This window comes from Streptomyces sp. NPDC102270, from assembly GCF_044766405.1.
In the GTDB taxonomy this organism is placed as follows: domain Bacteria; phylum Actinomycetota; class Actinomycetes; order Streptomycetales; family Streptomycetaceae; genus Streptomyces.
Genome location: NZ_JBIWLX010000011.1, coordinates 274,432 through 295,947, shown reverse-complemented (window position 1 = coordinate 295,947; position 21,516 = coordinate 274,432). Strand labels below are relative to the sequence as shown.

The window sequence follows — 21,516 nt, the reverse complement described above, 5'->3', positions numbered from 1 at the left end:
CGGAGGACCCGTGTACGAACTGCTGAAGACGATCATGATCGAGGAGCTGGAGGTGGAGGCCGACCATGTGTCCCCGGACGCGAGCCGCGAGGACGCGGGCCTGGACTCCCTCGCCACCTTCGAACTCTCCCTGGCGCTCAGCCAGCGCCTCGGCGTCACCATCGCCGACGAGGACCTGTTCGGCCTCAAGACGCTGGCGGACATCGCCGAGTTCCTGGAGAAGCGCACCGGAGGGGAAGCTCCCCAGGACGCCGGGCTCGCCCGGCTGCTCGGCGGCGAGGACGGCTTCCACCCCGACCACCCCGCCCCCGCCCACCAACTCGCCCGCAACGAAACCCCGTTCCAGCCTCCCGAGTCCGTGCTGGACGCGATCACCCGCGCCGCCGCTGAGGCCAACCGATACCCGGACCCGGCCTGCGGAGCGCTGCGCGCCGCACTCGCCCGGCACTACGGCCTCTCCCGGGACCGCGTCGCGGTGGGCGCCGGATCGATCACGCTCCTCCAGGCACTGCTCACGGTGACCGCCGAACCGGGAGCAGCCGTCGCCTACTCGTGGCCGTCCTTCGACGGCTACGAGGTGCTCGCGGACCTCGCCGGATTCCGCACGGCACGCGTCCCGCTGGCCGAGGACGGGCACGACCTCGACGCCCTGGCCGCGGCGGTCGACGAGCACACCCGCCTGGTGCTGCTCTGCAACCCCAACAACCCCACCGGCACCGCGTCGGGCGAGGCCGAGCTCCTGCGGTTCCGCGACGCCGTCCCGCGCACGTGCCTGGTCGTGCTCGACGAGGCGTACTGCGAATACGCGCGGGACCCCGGCCTCGGCGCCCGCCTGATCCCCTCGTGGCCGAACTTGATCGTCGCCCGCACCTTCTCCAAGGCGTACGGTCTCGCCGGCCTGCGCGTCGGCTACCTGCTCGCGGAGCCCGGCCTGATCTCCCGCGTCCAGCGCATGGTCATGCCGTTGAGCGTCAGCGACATCGCCCAGGCCGCCGCCGTCGCGTCGCTGGCGGCGGAGAAGGAGCTCCTCGGCCGGGTCCAGGACACGGCCGCCGAACGGGACCGCGTCCGCGCCGCGCTGCTCTCCCTGGGATTCGACGTGCCGCCCTCGGAGGCGAACTTCCTCTGGCTGCCGCTCGGCGCTCGTGCCCAGGAGTTCGCCGCCGCGTGCGCCTCGGCCGGAGTCGACGTACGGCTCTATCCGGGTGACGGCGTGCGCGTGACGACAGGAACCGCGGAGGACAATGACGCGTTCCTGGCAGCGGCCGAGATGAACCGCCCGTGAATTCTGTTTCCCGTGGAAACGGAACGACATTCGTCGTGACCAGCGTTTCGTCGGATTCCCACATGTGGAACCTCGTTTTTCTCCAGTTACTGCTTGAGGAGAACGGCGGACAGGTGGTCAACCTCGGCGCGTGCACTCCGGACGAACTGGTCATGTCCGAATGCCTCAGAATTCGTCCGGACGCCTTGGTGATCAGCACGGTCAACGGGCACGGCCATATCGACGGCCTACGGCTGATCAGAAAAATTCGCGGGCATTCGGGGCTCGCCTCCATGAAAGTCGTCATCGGGGGGAAGCTCGGCGTCCACGGTTCCGGGCACGCGGGGTCCCGGGCGGAACTGGTCGCGAACGGCTTCGACGCGGTGTTCGAGGCGGACGCCGATCTCGACCGGTTCCTCGACTGCCTCGGACTGGGCACGCCCGCGCCGAAACGCGTCGCCTCTACGGAAATCCGGAGTACCTGATGGCACCTCCTACCGGACCCGGACGCTTCACCCGGTTCGTCCGGCGGGCGTCGAGCGAAGGGAAACTGGTCGTCCAGCCGCGCATGGGGTTCGGCACGGTCGAGCAGATGCGCGCGGGACTCGATGCGGTCAGGAACGTCGACGCGGCCACGGTGGGCACCATCACCGTCGACAGCTACACACGGGTCAACGATCACGCCTCGGCCCTTCTCGCTCTGGAGAACGGCGCGGACCTCAACGGGTTCCCGCTGGTGGCCCACGGCGCGGCGGTGACCGGCGAGGTGCTCGCCGGCATCGCGGGCGACGACTTCCCGGTGCAGGTGAGGCACGGCTCGGCGTTGCCCCGCGAGTTGTTCGAGTCACTGGTGGCGGCCGGCGCCGACGCCACCGAAGGCGGCCCCGTCTCCTACTGTCTGCCGTACAGCCGCGTCCCTCTGGCACAAGCCGTCGACGCCTGGGCGGAATGCTGCGAGATGCTCGCGGGAATCAGCGAACCGGTGCATCTGGAGAGTTTCGGCGGCTGCATGCTGGGACAGTTGTGCCCGCCGAGCCTGCTGATCTCCCTGAGCATTCTGGAAGGCTTGTTCTTCCGCGAACACGGACTGCGGGACATTTCCGTCAGCTACGCCCAGCAGACGAATCAGCAACAGGACATGGAGGCGATCCACGCCCTGCGCGCCCTGGCGAAGGAATGGCTCGGCGACACCGACTGGCACGCCGTCCTGTACACCTACATGGGCGTTTATCCCCGCAGCCGACAGGGGGCGTACGGGCTGCTCGAAGCGAGTGCGAGGCTCGCCGCCAGATCCGGGACCGAGCGGCTGATCGTCAAGACCGCGGTGGAGGCCAGCAGAATCCCGTCGATCACGGAGAACGTCGAAGCCCTGGAACGCGCCGCGAGGGCGGCCGAGCGGGAGGCGGTGGCCGAACCGGCCGGAATTCCGGACTCCGGGATCTACGAGGAGGCCCAGGCGATCATCACGCACACGCTGACCCTCGGCAGCGATGTCGGAAGGGCGCTCGTCCGCGCGTTCGCCCTCGGGCACCTCGACATCCCGTACTGCCTGCACCAGGACAACGCGAACCGCTGCCGGGCCCGCATCGACGACCGTGGCCGGCTCACCTGGGCCGACCCCGCAGGGGTGCCGATTCCCCGGGCGCGCGATCTGGCCAGGAACCGGCAGCGGCTCACCGCCCGGGGCCTCCTCGACATGCTCAGTTACAACGAACGGCGCTACGACCACCCGTCCCGGACCAGCCACCCTCGTTGACGGGCCGCACGGCGAGGAAGATCACGAACTAGGGTTGGAGCGTTCAAGATCCTCCTACCGGGACCAGTGAAGATGAGAGAAGACCAGGATCATCACGTGCGGTTCGCGGTCCTGGGGTCGGTCAAAGTGTGGCGGAGAGGCGCCGAGTTACCCCTCGGGCCACCGAAGCAGCGCGCCTTACTGGCGTTGCTCCTGCTGCACGCCGGAGAGACCGTCGGCCTGAGCCAGATCGTCGACGTCCTGTGGCACGGCGACCCTCCGAACAGCGCCGTGAACGTCGTCCACCGCCACATCGGCTCCTTACGGAAACTGCTGGAGCCCGACCTCCCGCCCCGCGCCCCGGGTGCCGTGCTGGTGCGCCGCGCCGGGGGGTACGGCATCGACGCCGACGCCACCACCCTCGACCTGGTGCGCTTCCGTGAACTTCGCGCCCGCGCCCGCGACGCCGCCGACGACGGCGAGGTGGGCGCCGCCGCCGAGCTCTACACCCAGGCCCTCTCCCTCTGGCGCGGAGAAGCAGCGCAGGGAGTCTCCCCGGACATCCGGGTGCACCCCCTGTTCTCCGCCGTCGACAGCGAACACCTGGCGGCCCTGCGCGAGGGCGCCGACCTGATGCTGGCGCTGGGCTCACCCGCCCCGGTCCTGCCCCTGCTGCACCGGGCGATCGCGCAGTACCCGCTGGACGAGGCGGTGCACGCCCGGCTGATCCAGGCGCTCGCCCGGACGGGGCGTCAGGCGGAGGCGTTCGGCCTGTTCCAGGAGATGAGCCTGCGACTGCAGAACGAGCTCGGCATCGAGCCGGGCCGCGAGCTCCGCCTCGCCCACGCGAGCCTACTGCGCAGCTCGGCACAGGCCGCGACACCCAAGGACGAGCGCCGGGAAGCCCCGCCGGCGGAGAACCCCGTGCCGCCGAACGCGCCGGCTACGGTCCGTCCCACCCAACTCCCGCTGGACCTACGCACCTTCGTCGGCCGCCGGGACGAACTGGCCCGGATCACCAGCGCCCTCGACAGGCTCGACGAAGCCTCCGCTACCAGCTCGGCGGTGATCAACACCATCGAGGGAATGGCAGGCGTGGGCAAGACGGCCCTCGCCGTGCACCTCGCCCACCGCCTCGCGCCCCGGTTCCCCGACGGCCAGCTCTACGTCAACCTCCGCGGCTTCGACGCGAGCGGACCCTGCGTCACCGCCGCCGAGGCCCTGCGCTCGTTCCTCATCGCCCTCGGCGTCTCCGCCCACCACCTGCCCGCCGACCTGGACTCCCAGACGGCCCTCTACCGGAGCATCCTCGCGGACCGCCAGGTTTTGATCGTCCTCGACAACGCGCGCGACTCGCAGCACGTACGCCCCCTGCTGCCGGGCAGCTGTACGTGCCTCGTCGTCATCACCAGCCGCACCCAGCTGCGCGGCCTCGTCGCCACCCACGGAGCCGCCCCCCTGATCCTCGGCCCGCTCAGCGAGGCGGAGTCCCGTGAGGTCCTCGCGCGCCACCTGGGCCAGGACCGCACCGCCGCCGAACCCGAGGCCGTCGACACGATCCTGGAGTTCTGCCACCGCCTGCCCCTCGCCCTCGCGGTCATCGCGGCGCGCGCGGCCACCCTGCCCGGCTTCTCCCTCGCCTCCATCGCCGCCGAACTCCGGGCCGACCACGACAGCCTCGACGCCTTCGCCGACGACGATCCCTACACCGACCTGCGCACCGTCTTCTCCTGGTCCCTCGACGGCCTCGGCCCCGAGGCGGCCAGGCTCTTGCGGCTGCTGTCCCTGCACCCCGGACCCGACCTGTCCGCCTCGGCCGCGGCGAGCCTTGCCGCGCTGCCGCCGCGCCGGACCACGACGCTGCTGGCCAGGCTCGCCGACGCCCACCTGCTGATCCGGCCGCTGCCGAACCGTTTCGTCTTCCACGACATGCTCAAGATCTATGCGTCCGAGCAGCTCCAGGACCACGACGACGCCGACACACGCGCAGCAGCCGTACGGCGGCTGCTCGACCACTACGTCCACGGCGCCCACGCCGCCACGACCGCGCTGACCCCCGACCGCATCGACGCCGCCCCCGACTCCCCCGCCGAACCGGGCGCCGAACTGGAGCCCCTCACCGACCCGGCCTCGGCCGCCGCCTGGCTGGAGCGGGAACTGCCCGTGCTGCTGGCCACCGTGGAGCGGGCCGGGAGCACGGGCTACCCGGACCGCGCCTGGCTGCTGGCCCAGACCCTGGAGCTGTACCTGGACCGCAGGGGCCGCTGGCAGGACCAGATCGACATCCAGTCCATCGCCGTGGACGCCGCCCTCGCGCTCCAGGACCGGCGCCGCGAGGCGAAGGCCCGCCGGGCCCTGGGATTCGCGTACGGGCGCCTCGCCCAGGACGACCGGGCCCACACCGAACTCCAGGAAGCGATGGCCCTCTTCACCGGACTCGGTGATCAGGGCGGCCAGGCCCGCACGCACCGGTCGCTGGCCTTCCTGGTCAACTGCCGCGACGACCACGGCGCGGCCCTGCGCCACTACGCGCAGGCCCTCGACCTGTACCGGGCGGTCGGCGACCTCACCGGACAGGCGCTCGTCCTCAACGAGACGGGTTGGACCCACATCCTGAACGGCGCCCACCAGCAGGCCGTGGCCGTGTGCGCCCAGGCGGTGGCCCTGCACCAGGGGAGTGGCGACACCACCGGCGAGGCCGCGGCCTGGGACAGCCTCGGCTACGCCCACCACCACCTGGGCCACCACGAGGAAGCCCTCCGCTGTTACGAGCGCGCCCTGAAGCTCTACCAGCTCATGAACGACCGCTACCTGGAGGCCGACACCCTCCTGCACATGGGAGACACCCACGAGGCCCGGGGAAACCGCGCCGCCGCCCTGCCCCTGTGGCGGGAGGCGGTGCGGATCCTCGACGGACTCGGCCACCCCGAGGCCGGACAGGCCCGCGCCCGGCTGAGAGGCGAGGGAGCCGACGACCCTGCCGCTACGAAACGGACGTCAGGGGACACAGCCGGGTGAACGGCAGAGCGCGGCTCACATAGGCGAACTCCCCGCGGGACCTGACCTCCGCGGCCGACGACCGCAGCGTCCGCCTGGCGTCCTCGACCGCCCCGCTGCTGTGCTGGGCGTGGGCCAGCAGGCCCAGGTGGAGCGGCAGCCGGATGAGCAGCCGCCGCTCGCGCAGCTCGGCGACCGCCGACTCCAGGCTGTCGAGCGCGGCGGCCTCGCCGGTCTGCTGGAGCGCCCAGCTCCGGCACACCTGGAGCATGGCGGTCCAGTGGCTCAGCCCGTGGGCGCGGGCGATGTCCAGGCCCCGGCCACTGGAGGCCGCCGCCCCGTGGGGGTCCTCGCCCAGGGCCGCTATCAGGGAGTGGAAGTAGTACGCGCTCGCCTGGTCGACCGGCGTGCCGTCCCGGCCGGTGGCCACGAGCACCTCCTCGCACAGCGCCCCCGCCTCGTCGATGGCGCCGAGCAGCCACAGGGTGAGGACGCGATGGTTCCTGGCCAGGAACCGGGGGTCGTGCTGGGACCGGCGGATCATGACCTCCCGCTGTTCGGGGGTCAGCTTCTCGGCCATTCGCTCCGCCTCGGTCAGGGAGGTGAGCGCGTCGGCGGTCTCGCTGGGCAGCTGGAGCAGCCCGCGCGCGAACCGCTCGTAGAACCGGATCTCCGGGGCGCCGGACCGCTCGGCGAGGGCGCGCAGCTGCTCCACGTGCCGGGCGCCCTCGGCGTGCCGGCCGGTGACCAGTTCGGCCGTGAACTGCTGCAGCAGCATGGCGCCCTCCTCGGTGGTCCGGCCCGCCGTGGCGGCGGACAGCTTCCGGATGCGCCCGGCCTCCGCCTCCACCTGCCGGTCGCCGTAACCGCGGGTGATGCTCGCTGTGTAGAGAAGCGTGGTGCGCAGGTCCAGCGTCTGCTCGGATGCCGCGTCACCGTCCCGGGGCGAGGCGCGGAGCAAGGTGCGCGCGTGTTCGAACCAGGTCTGCGCACGCCGGTAGTCGCCGTCGCCGATGGCCTGTTCGCCGGCGCGCCTGAGGTGCGGCAGCACGTCCTCGGCCGGCAGGGCCAGCACGGCCTGCCAGGCGTGCTCGGCCATTTGCTCGCTCGCCTCGGAGGAACCGCCGTGACGGGCACCGAGCACGCCGACGGCGCGCGCGTGCAGGGCCGCCCGCTCCTGGCAGCGCAGCTCCGCCAGGAGGACATCGCGGATGAGGCCGTAGCGGAAGACGAGCCGGTGCGGGTCGTCGGGGTCGCTGCGCATGAGCCCGGTCCCCAGGACCTCTTCCAGGACGTCGTGGCCGGCCCCGCCGTCGTCCAGCATGGCGGTCAGCGAGGCCAGCGCCGCCTCGCCGCCGAGCACGGCGCAGCACTGGAGGAGGTGCAGGACGCGCGGGAGCAGCTCGGCGAACCGCCGGCGCAGCATGCTGCGCACGCCCGTCGGGATCCCGGCGCGGACGACGTCGGCGGCACGGGGGTCGCGCAGGCGCCGCGCCCCGCCGGCGTCGGCGAGCAACTGGTCGAGGAGGTAGGGGTTGCCGGCGCTGCGCTCGTACAGCGCCCGTACGACGGACGCGTCGACGCCGGGTCCGGCCTGGGCCGTGACCGCGGCCCGGACGTCGTCCTCGGTGAGGTTGTCCAGGTGCACGACCTTGGTGCGGGAGTCGGCCAGGAGGTCGACGAGGGGGCCGTCGGCGTCGGGCCCGGCCCCGAGACCGGGTTCGCGGACCGTGATCACCACGCTGACGGGCCGACCCTGTGTACGGCTGCTGAACAGTCCCAGCACGTCGAGCGTGAGCCGGTCCGCCCGGTGCACGTCTTCGAGGACGAGCAGGAGCGGGCTGTCGTCGACGCACTGGAGGATCGCCTCGCACAGCACGTCCTGGGCGAGGAAGTCCATCTGGTCCGAGGGGTGTCCCGACAGCGTTGTCATCGGATGCCGTTCGGCGCACTGCTGGCGCAGGTCGTCCACGGACACCCCGTACAGGATTTCGAGCCGGCGCAACACCTGCTGCCACACCCATCCGACGGGCATCCCCTCGCTGCCGCGGCAGTTGACGCGGATCACCTCCGCCTGCGGGTACGGCGGCTGCGCCTGATCCGTGGCTCGCGCCACCAGTTCGGTCTTGCCGACGCCCGCCTCGCCGACGACGGCGGTGATGTGCCCGCTGCCGCGCAGGGCGCCGGTGATGGACGACCGCAGAGCGTCGAGGGCGTCGTCGCGGCAGGGGAAGGCGAACCAGGCCGCCGGTGCCGTACCCCGCTGTCCGGCCTCGGGGACGGCCGCCTGACCGTCCGCCGGCGCGGGCCCCTCCGCCTCCCGCTCGGCCACGGTGCCGGGCCGGACGCGTACCTCGACGGCGGCCGGGGCGGGCGTCTGGTCGTCGAGTTCGTGGCGCAGCAGGGCGAGGTGGACGCGCTGGAGCTCGCGGGCCGGGGCGACCCCGAGTTCCTCGGAGAGGTAGGCGCGCGTCCGGTCGTACAGCTGGAGCGCCTCGGCCTGCCGGCCCAGGCGGTACAGACCCGTCATGAGGCTGCCGACCAGGCGTTCGTCGGTGGGCTGGAGGGACACCTCGCGGCGCAGCAGCGCGACGGCGTCACCGGCCTCGCCGAGCGCGAGGAGGGTATCGGCGTGGGCCGCGACGGCGGTGGTCCGCAGGAGGCTCAGGCGGGCGGCCTCCTCCGCGAGCGGGGTGTAGGCCGCGAGGTCCAGGAAGGGATCGGCCCGCCATAACCGCAGCGCCTTGTCGAACACGGCGCGGGCGTCCTGGAGCCGGCTGTCGGCCACATGGCGCTGCCCCTGGGAGACGAGGCTCTCGAACCGGGACAGGTCGAACGTGCCCGGCTCCACCGTCAGGACGTACCCGGGGGCCTGGTAGCGCAGCGGGGCGATCGGCCCGTGCCGCCCCGTAAGCACCCGCCGCAGGTGGGACAGGTACGTCTGCAGGGTGGCCTGCGGGCGTCTGGGGAGGCTGTCGCCCCACAGTTCGTCGACGAGCTGATCGGCGGGCACCACCTGGCCCAGCCGGATCAGCAGCAGTCCCAGCACGGCCCGGTGCCGTGGTGGACCGAGAGGCACCTGCTCGGCCCCGCGCCGAGCCGTCATCACACCGAAAGCCTCGAACGACAGATCTGCCAGGGACGCGGTTTGTTGCTCTTGAGCTGTGTACGCCATGCCGGGGGCTCTTGCCTTTCGACGGTCACTTGACGGGCGGTCGAGCGTACGGCGGGGCAGGTGCTGAAACAGTGCCGATCAAGTGACGCACTGAACACGCCATGACACGAACAGATACGAGCCATGTGCGGACGCCGGGCTGCGACCGGCTCAGAGCAGGTCGCGGCGCAGCTGCGGCATGTGTGTGAAGTTCATGCCGTCTCCTCCACGCGCCGGCGTACGGCGGAGAGGCCGGGTGTTCTGTGTGACGGACCGTCAGGACGAAGCCGGGCCCAGGAAGACGTGGAGTTCGCCGAAGTCGATCTTTACGGGCGCGCCCAGGTGCCGTGCCGCGCGCAGGACGACGAAGAGGGTGTCGCTGGTGGGCCTCGTTCGCGCCCTCGACGACGGAGTTCGGACTCCGCGGGGCGGGCGAAGCCGATCCAGGCCATGCTGTCGGGCCGCTCCTTGCAGGGAAACCTCGCGCCACGCCTCCGTTCAGGCATCGCGCCCGCCTGGTTCTGTCCCGTTTCCTGGTAATCACGGGCTGGACATGCGCGGCAAGGGGAAGGCGAGTGGGCGAGTGGGCGAGAAGGTACGCCGAGTAGGACACACATCGCCGGGCACGGATCCCCGACCACCACTCAGCGCTACCTGCACCCGGACGCACATAAGATCACGACCACCGGGGCGGCGCTTTCCTCGCACCTCAGTGCGCTGCGCGCACCACGCTCACGGCCGAGTCCGATCGTCGTGACCCGTTGACCCCCCGGTCAAGGGCGCCGGTCCCCAACTGGTCCCCAACAATGATCAAGGGCCGATTCCGGATGTCTCCGAAACCGGCCCTGACCTGCGACTGTCTCCAGTCGGGACGACAGGATTTGAACCTGCGACCCCTTGACCCCCAGTCAAGTGCGCTACCAAGCTGCGCCACGTCCCGGCCGCGATTGCCACGGTGTCCCATGTGATCGCGCAGGTAGACCTTACCTCACGCGCGCGGCCGGGCCGACTGGCGGGATGTCAGCCCCGGGTGGCGACGGTCTCGCGGACATCCGTGGCCCCCGTGACGACCCGGCGCACGCTCCGCCGCACCGGAACGAGCAGCGCGGCCAGCGCCGCCGCCAGGCACAGCACGGCCAGCAGCGAGAAACCGTGCGTGTAGCCGGACTCGTACGGCAGCCCCGACGGCTGGAGACGACCGGTGACCAGGACGCTGGTGACCGCCGCGCCGATGGAGCCGCCGATGGTGCGGATGTTGGCGTTCATCCCGGTCGCGGCACCGGTCTGGTCGGCCGGGACGCTGCCCACGATCAGGTTGGCCATGGAGGCGAAGGCGAGCCCGATGCCCAGGCCGAACAGGCCCGCGACCACGGCGATCTGCCACTGCTCGGCGTGCCAGAGGGCGAGGAAGCCGCAGGCCACCGCGCCCAGTGCGGCCCCCGTGGTGAGCAGGGCCTTGGCGCCGACGACCGGCTCCAGGCGGCCGCTGAGGACACCGGAGAGGAACATCGCCACCAGCATCGGCAGCATGAGCAGTCCGGCCGCGGTGACGCTCGCGCCGAAGCCGTATCCGGCCGACGACGGCGTCTGGACGAAGCCCGGCAGGAAGGACCAGATCGAGTACATTCCGGCGCCGAAGAGCAGCGCGGCGGTGTTCGTGGTCCACACGGCGGGCAGGCGCATCACCTTCAGGTCGATCAGCGGGGTGCGGGAGCGGGCCTCGGAGTACAGCCACAGCGCGAACAGCACGACGGCCGCGGCGAACAGGCCGAGCACCCGGGCCGAACCCCAGCCCCACCGGCCGGCCTGGCTGAGCGGCAGCAACAGCGCGACCAGCCACGCGGAGAGCAGGACGGCACCGAGCCAATTGACGCTGCCCTGCGCCCGGTTGGGCGACTCGGGCACATACCGTACGGCGATGAGCGTGGCGGCGATCACGATGGCGACCGGGATCCAGAACAGCCAGCGGTAGTCGAGCGCGGTCACGATGGGACCGGCGGCGACCATGCCGACGCCACCGCCGGCGGCGATCACGGCGGACAGGTTGCTGATGGAGCCGCTGACCTCGGACGCGGCGAACTCGTCCCGGATGATGCCGAAGGAGAGCGGGAACAGGGCACCGCCGACGCCCTGGACGACCCGGGCGACGATCAGGACGCCGATGCTCGGCGCGAGGGCGGCGAGGAGACAGCCGACGGCCACGGTCACGAGGACGGCGACGAGGGTGCGCTTCTTGCCGATCAGGTCGCCGACGCGGCCGAGGATCGGCGTGAAGATCGAGGCGGACAGCAGATACGCGGTCATCACCCAGGTCACGGTGGACTGCGAGGTGTGCAGTGCGTGCTGGACGGTCGGCAGGGCCGGCGCGATCAGGGACTGGAGCATGGAGAACACGCCGGCACCGGCCGCGAGGACGGCGAAGGTGAGGCGGGTGGACGAGCGGGGCATGAAGAGCCTCTCCGAACACGGAGTGCGGCCGGAGCCTCGTGGGAAGCGGTCGCGGAAAGGACGGTGGACGCACCTCGACTGCTAAAGTGGAGGTGCGCCTCCACTCTAACGGAGGCACTCCTCCGCTTCAACCCGTACCGGAGGTAGACATCCGTTTCAGCCCCGGGAGGCAGTCGTGACCGCCCCGTCGTTCCCCGTCAGCGAGATCGTCGCGTCCCGGCGCCCGCACCGGAAGGACGCCGCCCGCAACTACGACGCCCTGCTGGCCGCCGCCCGCGAGGCGTTCGCGGAGCACGGGGCCGAGGCGTCCCTGGAGGACATCGCGCGGCGCGCGGGCGTGGGCATCGGCACGCTGTACCGGAACTTCCCCACCCGCCGTCACCTCTTCGAGAGCGTCTACGCGGACGAGGTGAACACCCTCGTGCGGGTGGCCCAGGAGGTCGCCGACCGGGAGCCCTGGGAGGCGCTCACGGCCTGGCTCGACCGGTTCGCGGGCTACATGGTGACCAAGCGGGCGGTGCGCGAGGCGCTCAACGACGAGTCGGAGATCTTCGCGGCGTGCCGGGAGTCGATGTACGCGGCCGGGGGGCCGTTGTTCGCGCGGGCGCAGGAGGCGGGCGAGGCCCGCGAGGACATGGATTTCACCGACCTGCTGCGGATGATCGCCGGTATCACGGCGACGGCCTTCGACGACGACGTCCAGCGCGACCGCGTGTTGTCGATCGCGCTGGACGGGGTTCGGGTGTCGCGCTGAGCCGGTGAGCGCCTGAGAGCTCGGGGGAAGCGCGGTCCGCTCGGGGCGCCGACCAGGACGGGCCCGGGCGGGAGTGAGCGGAAGGCGCGCCGCACCGGCCGACGACACCCTCGGCGACCCCGGAGCTGACGCGGCACGCCGAACGCCGGCCCCCGCCCTCCCGGGGGCCGGCGTTCGTCCTCGCCCCTGGTCAAGGGGTGGATCAGTGCGCGGGGCCGCGAGGCCGATGAAGACCATGGACGAGAGGCCGGCGAGGGCGAAGGCGGTAAAGCCCCGGTCGCCGTTGCCCGAGGCGAGCAGCCGGCCGCCGAGCCAGGGGCCGACCGAAGGTCCTGGTCCGCTGCCCCGGGCGGACAGGAGCGGGGGAGGAGGAAGACATCGTTGGTTACCTCTCGTACGTGGTGCACCAGACGCTAAGGAGCCACCCGACTGAGGGTCAACGCTATTGTCAATAATTTCATCGACAGTCTTGCCGGATGGCTCCCACGTCGCTCGCGCCACCTCAGCCGACCGGCGGCGTCCCGTGCGTGTGGAACGACTCGATGGTCTTCAGCCCCCAGGCCTGCCCCTTCTTCCGCTCCTCCTCGGTCCAGGTGACCAGCGGCCAGTCGGGCGCGAGCACCAGCCGGGTGAGCGGGTTGCACAGCTCGATGCGGTTGCCGCCGGGCTCGTAGACGTAGAGGAAGAACGTCTGCTGGATGGCGTGCTTGTGCGGGCCGGTCTCGATGAACACCCCGCTGTCGATGGCCAGATCGGCCGCGCGCAGGACGTCCTCGCGGGTGTCGGTCGCGAAGGCGATGTGGTGCAGCCGCCCCTCGCTGCCGGTCCAGTCCGAGGTGTAGACGACGTCGTACGACTTGTTCGTGTACGTCAGCCAGCGCGCCGCGATCTTCCCGCTGTCCAGCCGGATCTGCTCGGTGGGCCGGGCGCCGAGGATGTTCTGCTGGAACTCGGAGTTGGCGAGCACGTCGGCGGCGAGGAAGTTGATGTGGTCCAACCGCCGTACGCCCACTCCCCTGTTGGGCTTGGCCTGCGGCTGGTTCTTCAGCGCGGGCCTGAGCTCGTCGGGGGCCCGGTAGTACTCGCTCTCCCAGTAGAGGACGTGTTCGTGGCCGTCCGGGTCGGTGGTGACGTAGAGCTTGCCGAGACCGGGTTCGTCCTCGACCCACGTGCCGGTGCCGCCCGCGTCCTCAACTGCCTTGATACGGCGGTGCAGTGCCTCCTCGCTGGATGCGCGCAGGGCGAGCCGGCCGAGGCCGGGCTGCTCGCGGGCGGTCAGGACCAGGCTGTGGTGCTCGTAGTCGTCGTAGGTCCGCAGGTAGACGGTGTCGCCGTCCTGGCCGTTGACCGTCAGACCGAGGAAGTCGGTGAAGAAGGCGACGCTGGCGTCGAGCTCCGGCGTGAACAGCTGGGTGTGGCCGATGTGGGCGATGTCGCCGAGCGGCGGAGTCATCAGTGACCTCCTGTGGGTCGGTCGGCGGCCCGGGGGAAGACGGCGCCGTCGAAGATCTTGCGGGCGGTGCGGACCACGGCGGTGCGGCCGGCCCGGGGCAGGCCGTCGGGGGTGGCGGCCAGGCTGCTCTCGATGTCCAGGAACCCCGTGGGGTGTTCTATGCGCACGCGGTCGCTCCCGGGATCGATCTCCGCGAGCCCGGCGCCCACGCTCCCGTCGATCCGCAGGCCCGCGGCCACACTGGCCGCGCCCAGGACGCCGATGGAGGTGTGGCAGCGCACGGGGATGAAGGTCCGCGTGGTGACCGCACCGCCGTCGCGGGGCGGAGCGAGCAGGGTGAGCTTGGGGACCGTGGCGTCCGACACGTCACCGAGGCCCATCAGTCGGCCCGCCGCCAGGCGGACGGTGCGCAGACGGTCGGCCAGGGCCACGTCCTCCTCCAGGTCCCGGGGCAGCTCGTAGCCGGTGACCTTGAGGGAGGTCGCCGCGATCAGGACGGTCGGCATGCCGTTGTTCACGCACGTCACCTCGACGCCGTCGATCACGTCGACGGTGTTGCCGGTGGGGAGCAGCTCCCCGGCGCCCGGCGGGAACTCGATCACCACGGCCGCGGCCGTCCCCGGCACACCCGAGATCTCGGCGTCTCCGGTGTAGTCGACGCGGCCGTCCGGGGTCGGGAAGGTCGCGGTCGCGTAGTCGCCGGTGTTGACCATGCGGATCCGGACGGAGCTCTCCCGCTCCCCCGCCGTGACGATTCCGCGCTCGACGGCGAACGGACCCACGCCGGCAAGGATGTTCCCGCAGTTCTGACGGCCACTCACCGATGCCCGGTCCACGGCGACTTGGAGGAAGTGATAGTCCACGTCGGCCTGCGGGTCGGCGCTCGGCGAGATCAGGGCGACCTTGCTGGTGAGCGGGTGCGCGCCGCCCAGGCCGTCGATCTGCCGGTCGTCCGGACTGCCCATGATCCGCAGCAACAGGTCGTCGCGCAGGGCGGGTTCGGCGGGCAGGTCGTCGGCGAGGAAATAGGCGCCCTTGGAGGTGCCGCCCCGCATCAGCATGCAGGGCACCTGCTCATTCACGACCGCTCTCCCTCGTACTCCTCGTACGTGCGGTACTCCACTCCGAGCCTCTGCAGCGTCTCCCGCAACCCGTACCGGTCCAGGCCGAGTTGACCCTCGATGAAGGCGGCGCGGGTGGCGGCCTCCTTGGCCTCGCGGGCCTCCGCCTTCTCCACCGTCTCGGCCACGCGTCCGCGCGGGACGACCACGACACCGTCGTCGTCGGCGAGGATCACGTCGCCCGGGTCGATCACCTGGCCGTCGATGGCGATCGGCACGTTGACCGAGCCGCCGGTGGCCTTGACAGTGCCCTGCGAGGAGACCGCGCGGGACCAGGCGGCGAAGCCCATGTCCCGCAGCTCCTGTGTGTCACGGATGCCGGTGTTGGTGACGACTCCGCGCACTCCGCGCTGCCGCAGAGCGGTCGCGAAGAGCTCGCCGAACAGTCCGTCCGTGCAGGGCGAGGTGGTGGTGACGGCGAGGAGGTCACCCTCGCCGCACTGCTCGACGGCCGCGTGGATCATGAGGTTGTCGCCGGGCCAGCCGATCACGGTGACGGCCGTGCCCGCGACCCGTACACCCTGCTGGATCGGGCGAATCGCCGGGCCCAGCAGGCCCGTTCGCCCCATGGCCTCGCTGACGGTGGCCACGCCGAACCGCGCGAGCGCGTCGACGTCCTTCAGGTCCGCCTTCGGGGGATTGGTGACGATCACGCCGCTCATGCCAGCTCCTTCGCGATCTGCGGGTAGGGACGCATGTACGCCTCGGCCATGGTCTTGTGGGCCAGGCCCAGGTTCGGGCCCGCGTTGCGCTTGAGCTGGACGCCCCGGCGCACGGCCAGGTCGGTGTAGTAGTCCCACAGGTGCTGCTGGGCGCCGAGGCACTCCATCGCCTTGCGCTTGGTCTCCCAGACCTCGGTGATGTCGAGGAGGACCTCGGGCCTGAAGCCGCTCATCTCGGGCTGGTGGGGCTCGAAGTAGAAGACCGGCGGGGCGCCGATGATCTCGCCCTCTCCCGGATAGCCGATGGCCTGCGCGAGGATCCTGGCCTCCATGGCCATGCGGTTGGCGGCCGGGTGGTCGCCGTTGTACGGGTCCTCCATCGGGTGGGTGAGCACGACATCGGGCTGGGTGGACCGGTAGACCTCGACGAGCCTGTCGGTCAACTCGGCGGTGGGGAGCAGCGGGTAGTCGCCGGCGTCGAAGAAACGGACCTCGGCGCCGAGGGTCGCGGCGGCACGCTCGGCCTCGTCCCGGCGTATCGCCTTGATCTCGTCGAGCTTCTTCCCTTCGCGCCATGCCTTCGCGGACTCCCCGCGCTCGCCGAAGGTCAGACAGGCGATGGTGACCCTCTCGCCCCGTGAGGCCGCCAGGGCGATGGCTCCGCCTGCGCGCCACACGAAGTCCCCGGCGTGCGCGGTGATCACCAGTGTCGAACGTGGAGTGGCGGGCGCGCCTGACTGCGTCATCACGTGAATCTCCTTGGAATGGACAGGTTCGCGCCCACCTCTGCGTCGCTCAGTCGCGCAGCGCCTCGATCACGCTGGTGAGGTGGGCGCGGACGGCCTTCTCGGCCGCCTGCGGGTCCCTGGCCCTGATCGCCTCGATCATCGCCAGATGCTCGTTGAGGGAGTGCTGCGGGCGTCCGGGGCGCAGCGCCAACTGGAAGCGGTGGCGCACCAGTTGGGCGTTGAGCCGCTCCAGCAGATCCACGGCGGTCCGCTGGCCGGAGAACTCCCGCACCCTGGCGTGCAGCTCCTGGTTGAGCTCGGAGTAGGTCATCGGTTCGCCGTCGGCCACGGCCTTGGTCATCGCCGTGCCCAGCTCGGTCAGCTCGGCGAGCTGCTCGTCACTGGCCAGGGTCGCCGCCTTGGCCGCGCACAGTCCTTCGAGGACCATGCGGCACTCGGTGATGGCGACCGCCTCCTCGACGGTCACCACCCGCACCCGGGAACCCCGGTTGCGGATCCGCTCGACGAGACCCTGGGCCTCCAGATCGATGAGTGCGGCCCGGATGCTGGCCCGTGTCACACCGAACTGCTCGGCGAGCTCGTTCTCCACCAGCCGCTGTGCCGGTGCCATCTCGCCGTGCAGGATCGCCTGCCGCAGCTGCGCGAACGCATGCTGCTTGGCCTGCTCCCCGGTGCTCGGACGGGCTTCTTTCGGCATCGTTGCCCTCCCTGAGTGAGTGCCTGTCGAACCTAAATCTAGCCAAACAAGATTGTCAACAATTTTGTCCGCCGTATCGCGGGCATACCCCCAAGGGGCGGCCCGCCGGTGGATGGTCGCGGTACATACACCGGGCGTCGCCAAGGTTCCGTGTGGGCCATGAAGCCGTTCCCCTGGCCAACATCCAGGCCGGCACGGTCAGTCGCATGCTGCCCGCGCGGCCCGGCGAGCCCGGGAAGATCGCCGTCGAGCCGGCCGCCACCACCTCGTCGGCACTGCGCGAACTCAAGGCGACCACGACCATGGGCCTGCTCCGGCATCACACCGACCGTGCGGACGACACCGACAAGCCACCGGAGCCCGCCCCCGGACTCGCCCAACTGCCCGCACTCTCCGCCTCCTTCCGGCACGCCGGCCTCAAGGTCGCCCGCACCTTCGAGGGAACGGCGAGGCCCCTGCCCGCCGGTACCGAGCCCACGGCGTACCGCATCGTCCAGGAAGCCCTCACCGACGTCACGAAGCACGCGGCCGTCGACACGGCACGGGTACGGCACGTCTACCGGACCGACGACCTTCCCGTGGTCGTCACCAACGACGGCACCGCGCACCGGGGTGGCTTCGAGGTCGTCGTCGAGCTGCCGTACCACCCGCAGGCACAGGCCGACTGAGCCGTGTTGCCCAGCCCACATCCGACTGAACTTGCTTAAGTCAATCAATTGCGATTCACTTGAGTAAGTCAAGCAACCCACTTATCCCCCTTGTTCCCGACCGGAGGACCAGCCATGTCCGACGCCCTTGCCGAACCCGTCGCAGCGGGGTCGTCAGCCCCGCCGAAACCGAATGCCGTGGTGGCGGTGCTGGCCCTGGCCGGAATCGTCGTCTCGCTGATGCAGACCCTGGTCATCCCGATCGTTCCGGAGCTGCCCAGGCTCCTGCACGCGGAGGCCTCCGACACCGCCTGGGCGGTCACCGCCACTCTCCTCGCCGCGTCGGTGGCCACGCCGGTCGTCGGGCGGCTCGGCGACATGTTCGGCAAGCGGCGGATGCTGCTGCTCAGCATCGTGCTGCTGGTGTCCGGTTCGGTGGTCTGCGGCCTCGCCGACTCCCTCGTCCCGATGATCATCGGACGGGCCCTGCAGGGGCTGGCCGCCGCCGTCGTACCCCTCGGCATCAGCATCATGCGGGACGCGCTGCCGGCCGACCGGCTCGCCGGGTCCACCGCGCTGATGAGCGCCTCGCTCGGTGTCGGTGGCGCCCTGGGTCTGCCCGCCGCCGCGTTCATCGCCGACAACTGGAACTGGCACATCCTGTTCTGGGTCTCCGCCACGCTCGGTGTCGTCGCCTTCGTCCTCGTCCTGCTGATCGTGCCGGAGTCCGAGGTGCGCGCCGGGGGCCGGTTCGACCTGGTCGGTTCGCTGGGTCTGTCGGCCGGTCTGATCTCGCTGCTGCTGGCCGTCTCCAAGGGCGGCGACTGGGGCTGGACCAGCGGCACCACGCTCGGTCTCGGCACCGCCGCGGTCCTGATCCTGCTGGCCTGGGGCTGGTGGGAGCTGCGCAGCCCGCAACCGCTGGTCGACCTGCGCACCACCGCCAAGCCGCAGGTGCTGTTCACCAACCTCGCCTCGATCGCCCTCGGCGTCTCGATGTTCGCGATGTCCCTGGTGCTCCCGCAGCTGCTCCAGCTGCCCGAGCGGACCGGCTACGGCCTCGGCAGGTCCATGCTGACCGTCGGTCTGGTGCTGGCCCCGCAAGGACTGGTGATGATGGCCATGTCCGCGGTCTCCGCGGCTCTCACCAAGGCCAAGGGTCCCAAGATCACACTGTTGATCGGCACGCTGATCGTGGCCGCGGGCTACGGGCTCAACATCGTCCTGATGTCCGAGGTCTGGCACCTCGTCCTGGTCTCCTGCATCATCGGCGCCGGCATCGGCTTCACCTACGGCGCACTGCCCGCCCTGATCATGGGCGCCGTGGATCCCACCCAGACGGGCGCCGCCAACAGCCTCAACACGCTGATGCGGTCCCTCGGCACCTCCTTCGCCAGCGCCATCGCCGGTGTGATCCTGGCCCAGATGACCACCGACTTCGGCGGCTACGCGCTGCCCTCGGAGAACGGCTTCAAGGTCGTCATGGTGATCGGTGCGGGGGCGGCGCTGCTCGCCTTCGCCGTCGCGACGTTCATCCCGCGCCGGCGCCGGACGTCACCGCAGGCCCCGATGGACGGGCCGGTGGAGCCGGCGGAGGTCGGCGCCAAGGCGTAGGGCCTGGTCTGTTGCAGATGGATCGGCCGCCGCTTCCTTGTGGGAGAGGCGGCCGATCTGCGTAGCAGGGCCTGCGGAACGGGGCCAGTCACCTGAGCGCCGACTCGGCGAGTAGCACGACTCGGGCCGCTGTGGCATCGCCGGACAGCGACACCGTCCTCGGAGCAGGCGTACGACCATCCCCGCGATCGACGGAAACCGCAGGGTCGGGCACACCCCGCACCCCCTACTTGATCACCGCGTTCGCCACCACAACCACGACTCCCAGCATCGCGTCCACCACTCCGATACCGATGGCGATCGTCCACGGGCGGTGGGACCAGCGGGCCGTGACCAGGCCCAGGGCGAACAGGAGGGAGATGTTGAGGATGAAGGCCAGGTACTCGACGCCGTTCGCGGGCCACCAGCCCCAGCCGGCCCCGGCCAGGAGGGCGACCGTCGGCAGGACCGCGGCGATCAGCGGCCATTCGTCGGCCAGGGTGCGCAGGGCGTCCCCGCGGCGGTGCGGGGCGCGCTCGGCGATGTAGTGGGCGTAGCCGTGCGCGAGGGCGGAGGCGAGGGCGCTGACCAGGAGCCACGCGGCGTCGTAGCGACGGCTGTCCTGGGAGGTGTGCCCGTACTGGGTGAGCGCGGCGACCATGGAGCAGGCGAGGACCGAGCCGTAGACGCCGCCGAAGAGAACGGCCTCACGGGTGTCGTGCTGGTGCGGCCGGGACGCGGCAGCCTCGGTGTCCACCATGTGCTCCACGATCACCCGGGCCGCCAGGTGCCGCCAGTTCGCGACGGAGTGTACGCCCACCTGCGCCGACACTCCACACACTGTCGGCGGACGGGCCGGGAACGATCTCGCTAGGGTCGCTCCATGGACCACAGCTTCGTACTGCACATCCCCGACGCCGAACTCGAGTCCGAGCCCCTCGCCCGGGAGCAGATCGTCTCCGGGACGCCCGAGGTGACGGGGAAGGTGGTCTGGGAGTCGGAGGACGGACGGCAGATCCGGGGCATCTGGCAGATCACTCCCGGCGTCGTCACCGACACGGAGGCGGACGAGCTGTTCGTCGTCATCAGCGGCTCGGCGACCATCGAGGTGGAGGGCGGGCCGACGCTGAAGGTGGGGCCCGGCGACATGGCCGTACTGCGCGAGGGCGACCGTACGACCTGGACCGTGCACGAGACGCTGCGCAAGGCGTACGCGATCAACCTGTGACGGTGGCCGGGCCCGCCGTCGTCCCCCGGACCTCCAGCGCCGGCGCGGCGAGATCCGTACGGCCCGCTCCCCCGCGGCCCTCGAACCGGTCGAGCAGACAGCGTGCGGCGCGGCGGCCGACCTCGTGGCTGGCGTTGTCGACGGTGGTGAGCCAGACGTGGCGCAACCGGGCGATGCTCGTGTTGTCGTAGCCGACGACGGACAGGTCGCGTGGGACGCTCAGGCCCAGTTCCTCGGCGGCCGACACCGCGCCGATCGCGGCGATGTCGTTGACGGCGAAGACGGCCGTCGGCCGGTCGGGGCGGCTCAGCAGCCGGACCGTCGTGCGGTAGCCGCCCTCCTCGGTCATGTCACTCGGCTCGACGAGCGCCTCGTCCCCGAGACCGTGCTCCCGCATCGTCGCCTCGAAGCTCCCCCGGCGCAGTTCGCCGACCGCCCCGTACCCCGCGATGTGCGCGACGCGGCGGTGGCCGAGCGCGATCAGGTGCTCGGTGACCAGGCGGGCGCCGCGCTCGTCGTCGTTGGCGACCACGTCCACCCCCGGCAGCCTGGGCTCGCGCGCGCCGGCCACGACCACCGGAAGGCGTTCGGCCACCGCCCCGAGCGCGGCCGGTTCGGGCAGCGTGCCGACGACGATCAGGCCGTCCACCCCGAGGTCCAGGAACGGGCCCGCCGGGTCCTGCCCGGTACGGCGGTTGAGACGGGCGTCGGCCAGGAGCATGCGCAGGCCGTTGTCGTGGAGCAGCGAGTTGAGGCCGTCGAGGAGGTCGACGAACCAGGGGTTGCGCAGGTCGTTCAGGAGAACGCCGACCGTGCGGGTGCGCTGTTCGCTGAGGCTGCGGGCGGCGGCGTTCGGGCGGTAGCCGAGCTCGCGCACGGCCCGCAGCACGGCCTCCCGTTTCTCCGGGCGTACCTGGTCGGAGCCCCGCAGCACGAGGGAGACCAGCGACTTCGAGACACCGGCCCGGTCGGCCACATCACGGATCGTCGGCGCTCTCATGGATATGGACCGTT

General features: G+C 71.2%; 17 protein-coding genes, 1 tRNA gene and 1 pseudogene. 8 read left to right on the top strand and 11 right to left on the bottom strand.

Annotated elements, in window-relative coordinates:
• Positions 1 to 10: 10 nt before the first annotated feature.
• The 4 genes from ACIRP7_RS24685 (at position 11) to ACIRP7_RS24670 (ending at position 6,017) form a co-directional block, all read left to right on the top strand.
• Entirely contained in the window at positions 11 to 1,285 is a 1,275-nt protein-coding gene (locus tag ACIRP7_RS24685) for a histidinol-phosphate transaminase (protein WP_403663371.1), read from the top strand.
• A gap of 35 nt (positions 1,286 to 1,320) precedes the next feature.
• Positions 1,321 to 1,749: a cobalamin B12-binding domain-containing protein gene (locus tag ACIRP7_RS24680; protein WP_403663369.1), complete on the top strand. Its 429-nt coding sequence runs from the start codon at positions 1,321 to 1,323 to the stop codon at positions 1,747 to 1,749.
• Entirely contained in the window at positions 1,749 to 3,020 is a 1,272-nt protein-coding gene (locus ACIRP7_RS24675; protein ID WP_403663366.1) for a methylaspartate mutase, read from the top strand. Before ACIRP7_RS24680 ends, ACIRP7_RS24675 begins: the two co-directional genes overlap by 1 nt.
• Before the next feature lie 72 nt (positions 3,021 to 3,092).
• On the top strand, positions 3,093 to 6,017 hold the full coding sequence (locus ACIRP7_RS24670; RefSeq protein ID WP_403663363.1) for a BTAD domain-containing putative transcriptional regulator: 2,925 nt from the start codon (positions 3,093 to 3,095) through the stop codon (positions 6,015 to 6,017).
• On the opposite strand, the gene ACIRP7_RS24665 is transcribed toward ACIRP7_RS24670, so the two are convergent.
• From ACIRP7_RS24665 to ACIRP7_RS24650, 4 genes and pseudogenes are all read right to left on the bottom strand, one after another.
• Positions 5,983 to 9,102 carry a BTAD domain-containing putative transcriptional regulator gene (locus tag ACIRP7_RS24665; protein WP_403663360.1) on the bottom strand — a complete coding sequence of 1,040 codons (3,120 nt, stop codon included), beginning with the start codon at positions 9,100 to 9,102 and terminating at the stop codon, positions 5,983 to 5,985. The two genes, ACIRP7_RS24670 and ACIRP7_RS24665, sit on opposite strands and share 35 nt — an antisense overlap.
• 266 nt (positions 9,103 to 9,368) lie before the next feature.
• Positions 9,369 to 9,620, bottom strand: a pseudogene (locus ACIRP7_RS24660) (transporter); the annotation flags it as partial.
• 396 nt (positions 9,621 to 10,016) lie between these two features.
• A tRNA-Pro gene (locus ACIRP7_RS24655) sits at positions 10,017 to 10,090 on the bottom strand.
• 80 nt (positions 10,091 to 10,170) lie between these two features.
• Positions 10,171 to 11,598 (bottom strand): MFS transporter, encoded by a 1,428-nt coding sequence (locus tag ACIRP7_RS24650; protein WP_403663357.1) that lies wholly within the window; start codon positions 11,596 to 11,598, stop codon positions 10,171 to 10,173.
• Positions 11,599 to 11,773: 175 nt separating this feature from the next.
• Here ACIRP7_RS24650 and ACIRP7_RS24645 point away from each other — a divergent pair, with 175 nt between their 5' ends.
• Positions 11,774 to 12,352: a TetR/AcrR family transcriptional regulator gene (locus ACIRP7_RS24645; RefSeq protein WP_403663354.1), complete on the top strand. Its 579-nt coding sequence runs from the start codon at positions 11,774 to 11,776 to the stop codon at positions 12,350 to 12,352.
• A gap of 502 nt (positions 12,353 to 12,854) precedes the next feature.
• Here ACIRP7_RS24645 and ACIRP7_RS24640 read toward each other — a convergent pair.
• Genes ACIRP7_RS24640 through ACIRP7_RS24620 form a run of 5 tightly spaced genes read right to left on the bottom strand, consistent with a single transcriptional unit; the run spans position 12,855 to position 17,034 of the window.
• Positions 12,855 to 13,805 (bottom strand): catechol 2,3-dioxygenase, encoded by a 951-nt coding sequence (locus ACIRP7_RS24640; RefSeq protein ID WP_403663351.1) that lies wholly within the window; start codon positions 13,803 to 13,805, stop codon positions 12,855 to 12,857.
• Positions 13,805 to 14,887 (bottom strand): 4-oxalomesaconate tautomerase, encoded by a 1,083-nt coding sequence (locus ACIRP7_RS24635; RefSeq protein WP_403663348.1) that lies wholly within the window; start codon positions 14,885 to 14,887, stop codon positions 13,805 to 13,807. Before ACIRP7_RS24635 ends, ACIRP7_RS24640 begins: the two co-directional genes overlap by 1 nt.
• Positions 14,884 to 15,588, bottom strand: a complete 705-nt coding sequence (locus ACIRP7_RS24630; protein WP_403663345.1) for a 4-carboxy-4-hydroxy-2-oxoadipate aldolase/oxaloacetate decarboxylase — start codon at positions 15,586 to 15,588, stop codon at positions 14,884 to 14,886. The genes ACIRP7_RS24635 and ACIRP7_RS24630 overlap by 4 nt, the downstream gene beginning before the upstream one ends.
• Complete coding sequence (locus ACIRP7_RS24625) at positions 15,585 to 16,334, bottom strand: PIG-L deacetylase family protein (protein ID WP_403663343.1); 750 nt, start codon at positions 16,332 to 16,334, stop codon at positions 15,585 to 15,587. Before ACIRP7_RS24625 ends, ACIRP7_RS24630 begins: the two co-directional genes overlap by 4 nt.
• Positions 16,335 to 16,383: 49 nt before the next feature.
• A complete protein-coding gene (locus ACIRP7_RS24620; RefSeq protein ID WP_403663340.1) occupies positions 16,384 to 17,034 on the bottom strand; it encodes a GntR family transcriptional regulator in 651 nt (216 codons plus the stop codon).
• A gap of 152 nt (positions 17,035 to 17,186) precedes the next feature.
• Here ACIRP7_RS24620 and ACIRP7_RS24615 point away from each other — a divergent pair, with 152 nt between their 5' ends.
• Together ACIRP7_RS24615 and ACIRP7_RS24610 are read left to right on the top strand one after the other, a co-directional pair.
• A complete protein-coding gene (locus ACIRP7_RS24615) occupies positions 17,187 to 17,702 on the top strand; it encodes a hypothetical protein (protein ID WP_403663338.1) in 516 nt (171 codons plus the stop codon).
• Between the two features lie 114 nt (positions 17,703 to 17,816).
• Entirely contained in the window at positions 17,817 to 19,295 is a 1,479-nt protein-coding gene (locus ACIRP7_RS24610) for an MFS transporter (protein ID WP_403663335.1), read from the top strand.
• 226 nt (positions 19,296 to 19,521) lie between these two features.
• Here ACIRP7_RS24610 and ACIRP7_RS24605 read toward each other — a convergent pair whose 3' ends face one another.
• On the bottom strand, positions 19,522 to 20,034 hold the full coding sequence (locus ACIRP7_RS24605) for a hypothetical protein (protein ID WP_403663601.1): 513 nt from the start codon (positions 20,032 to 20,034) through the stop codon (positions 19,522 to 19,524).
• A gap of 123 nt (positions 20,035 to 20,157) precedes the next feature.
• On the opposite strand from ACIRP7_RS24605, the gene ACIRP7_RS24600 reads away from it, so the two are divergent.
• Positions 20,158 to 20,502 (top strand): cupin domain-containing protein, encoded by a 345-nt coding sequence (locus ACIRP7_RS24600; RefSeq protein WP_266511061.1) that lies wholly within the window; start codon positions 20,158 to 20,160, stop codon positions 20,500 to 20,502.
• Here ACIRP7_RS24600 and ACIRP7_RS24595 read toward each other — a convergent pair.
• The gene (locus tag ACIRP7_RS24595; RefSeq protein WP_403663332.1) at positions 20,492 to 21,502 is read right to left on the bottom strand and encodes a LacI family DNA-binding transcriptional regulator; all 1,011 of its coding nucleotides are present in this window, start codon (positions 21,500 to 21,502) and stop codon (positions 20,492 to 20,494) included. The genes ACIRP7_RS24600 and ACIRP7_RS24595 overlap by 11 nt on opposite strands.
• Between the last annotated feature and the right edge of the window lie 14 nt (positions 21,503 to 21,516).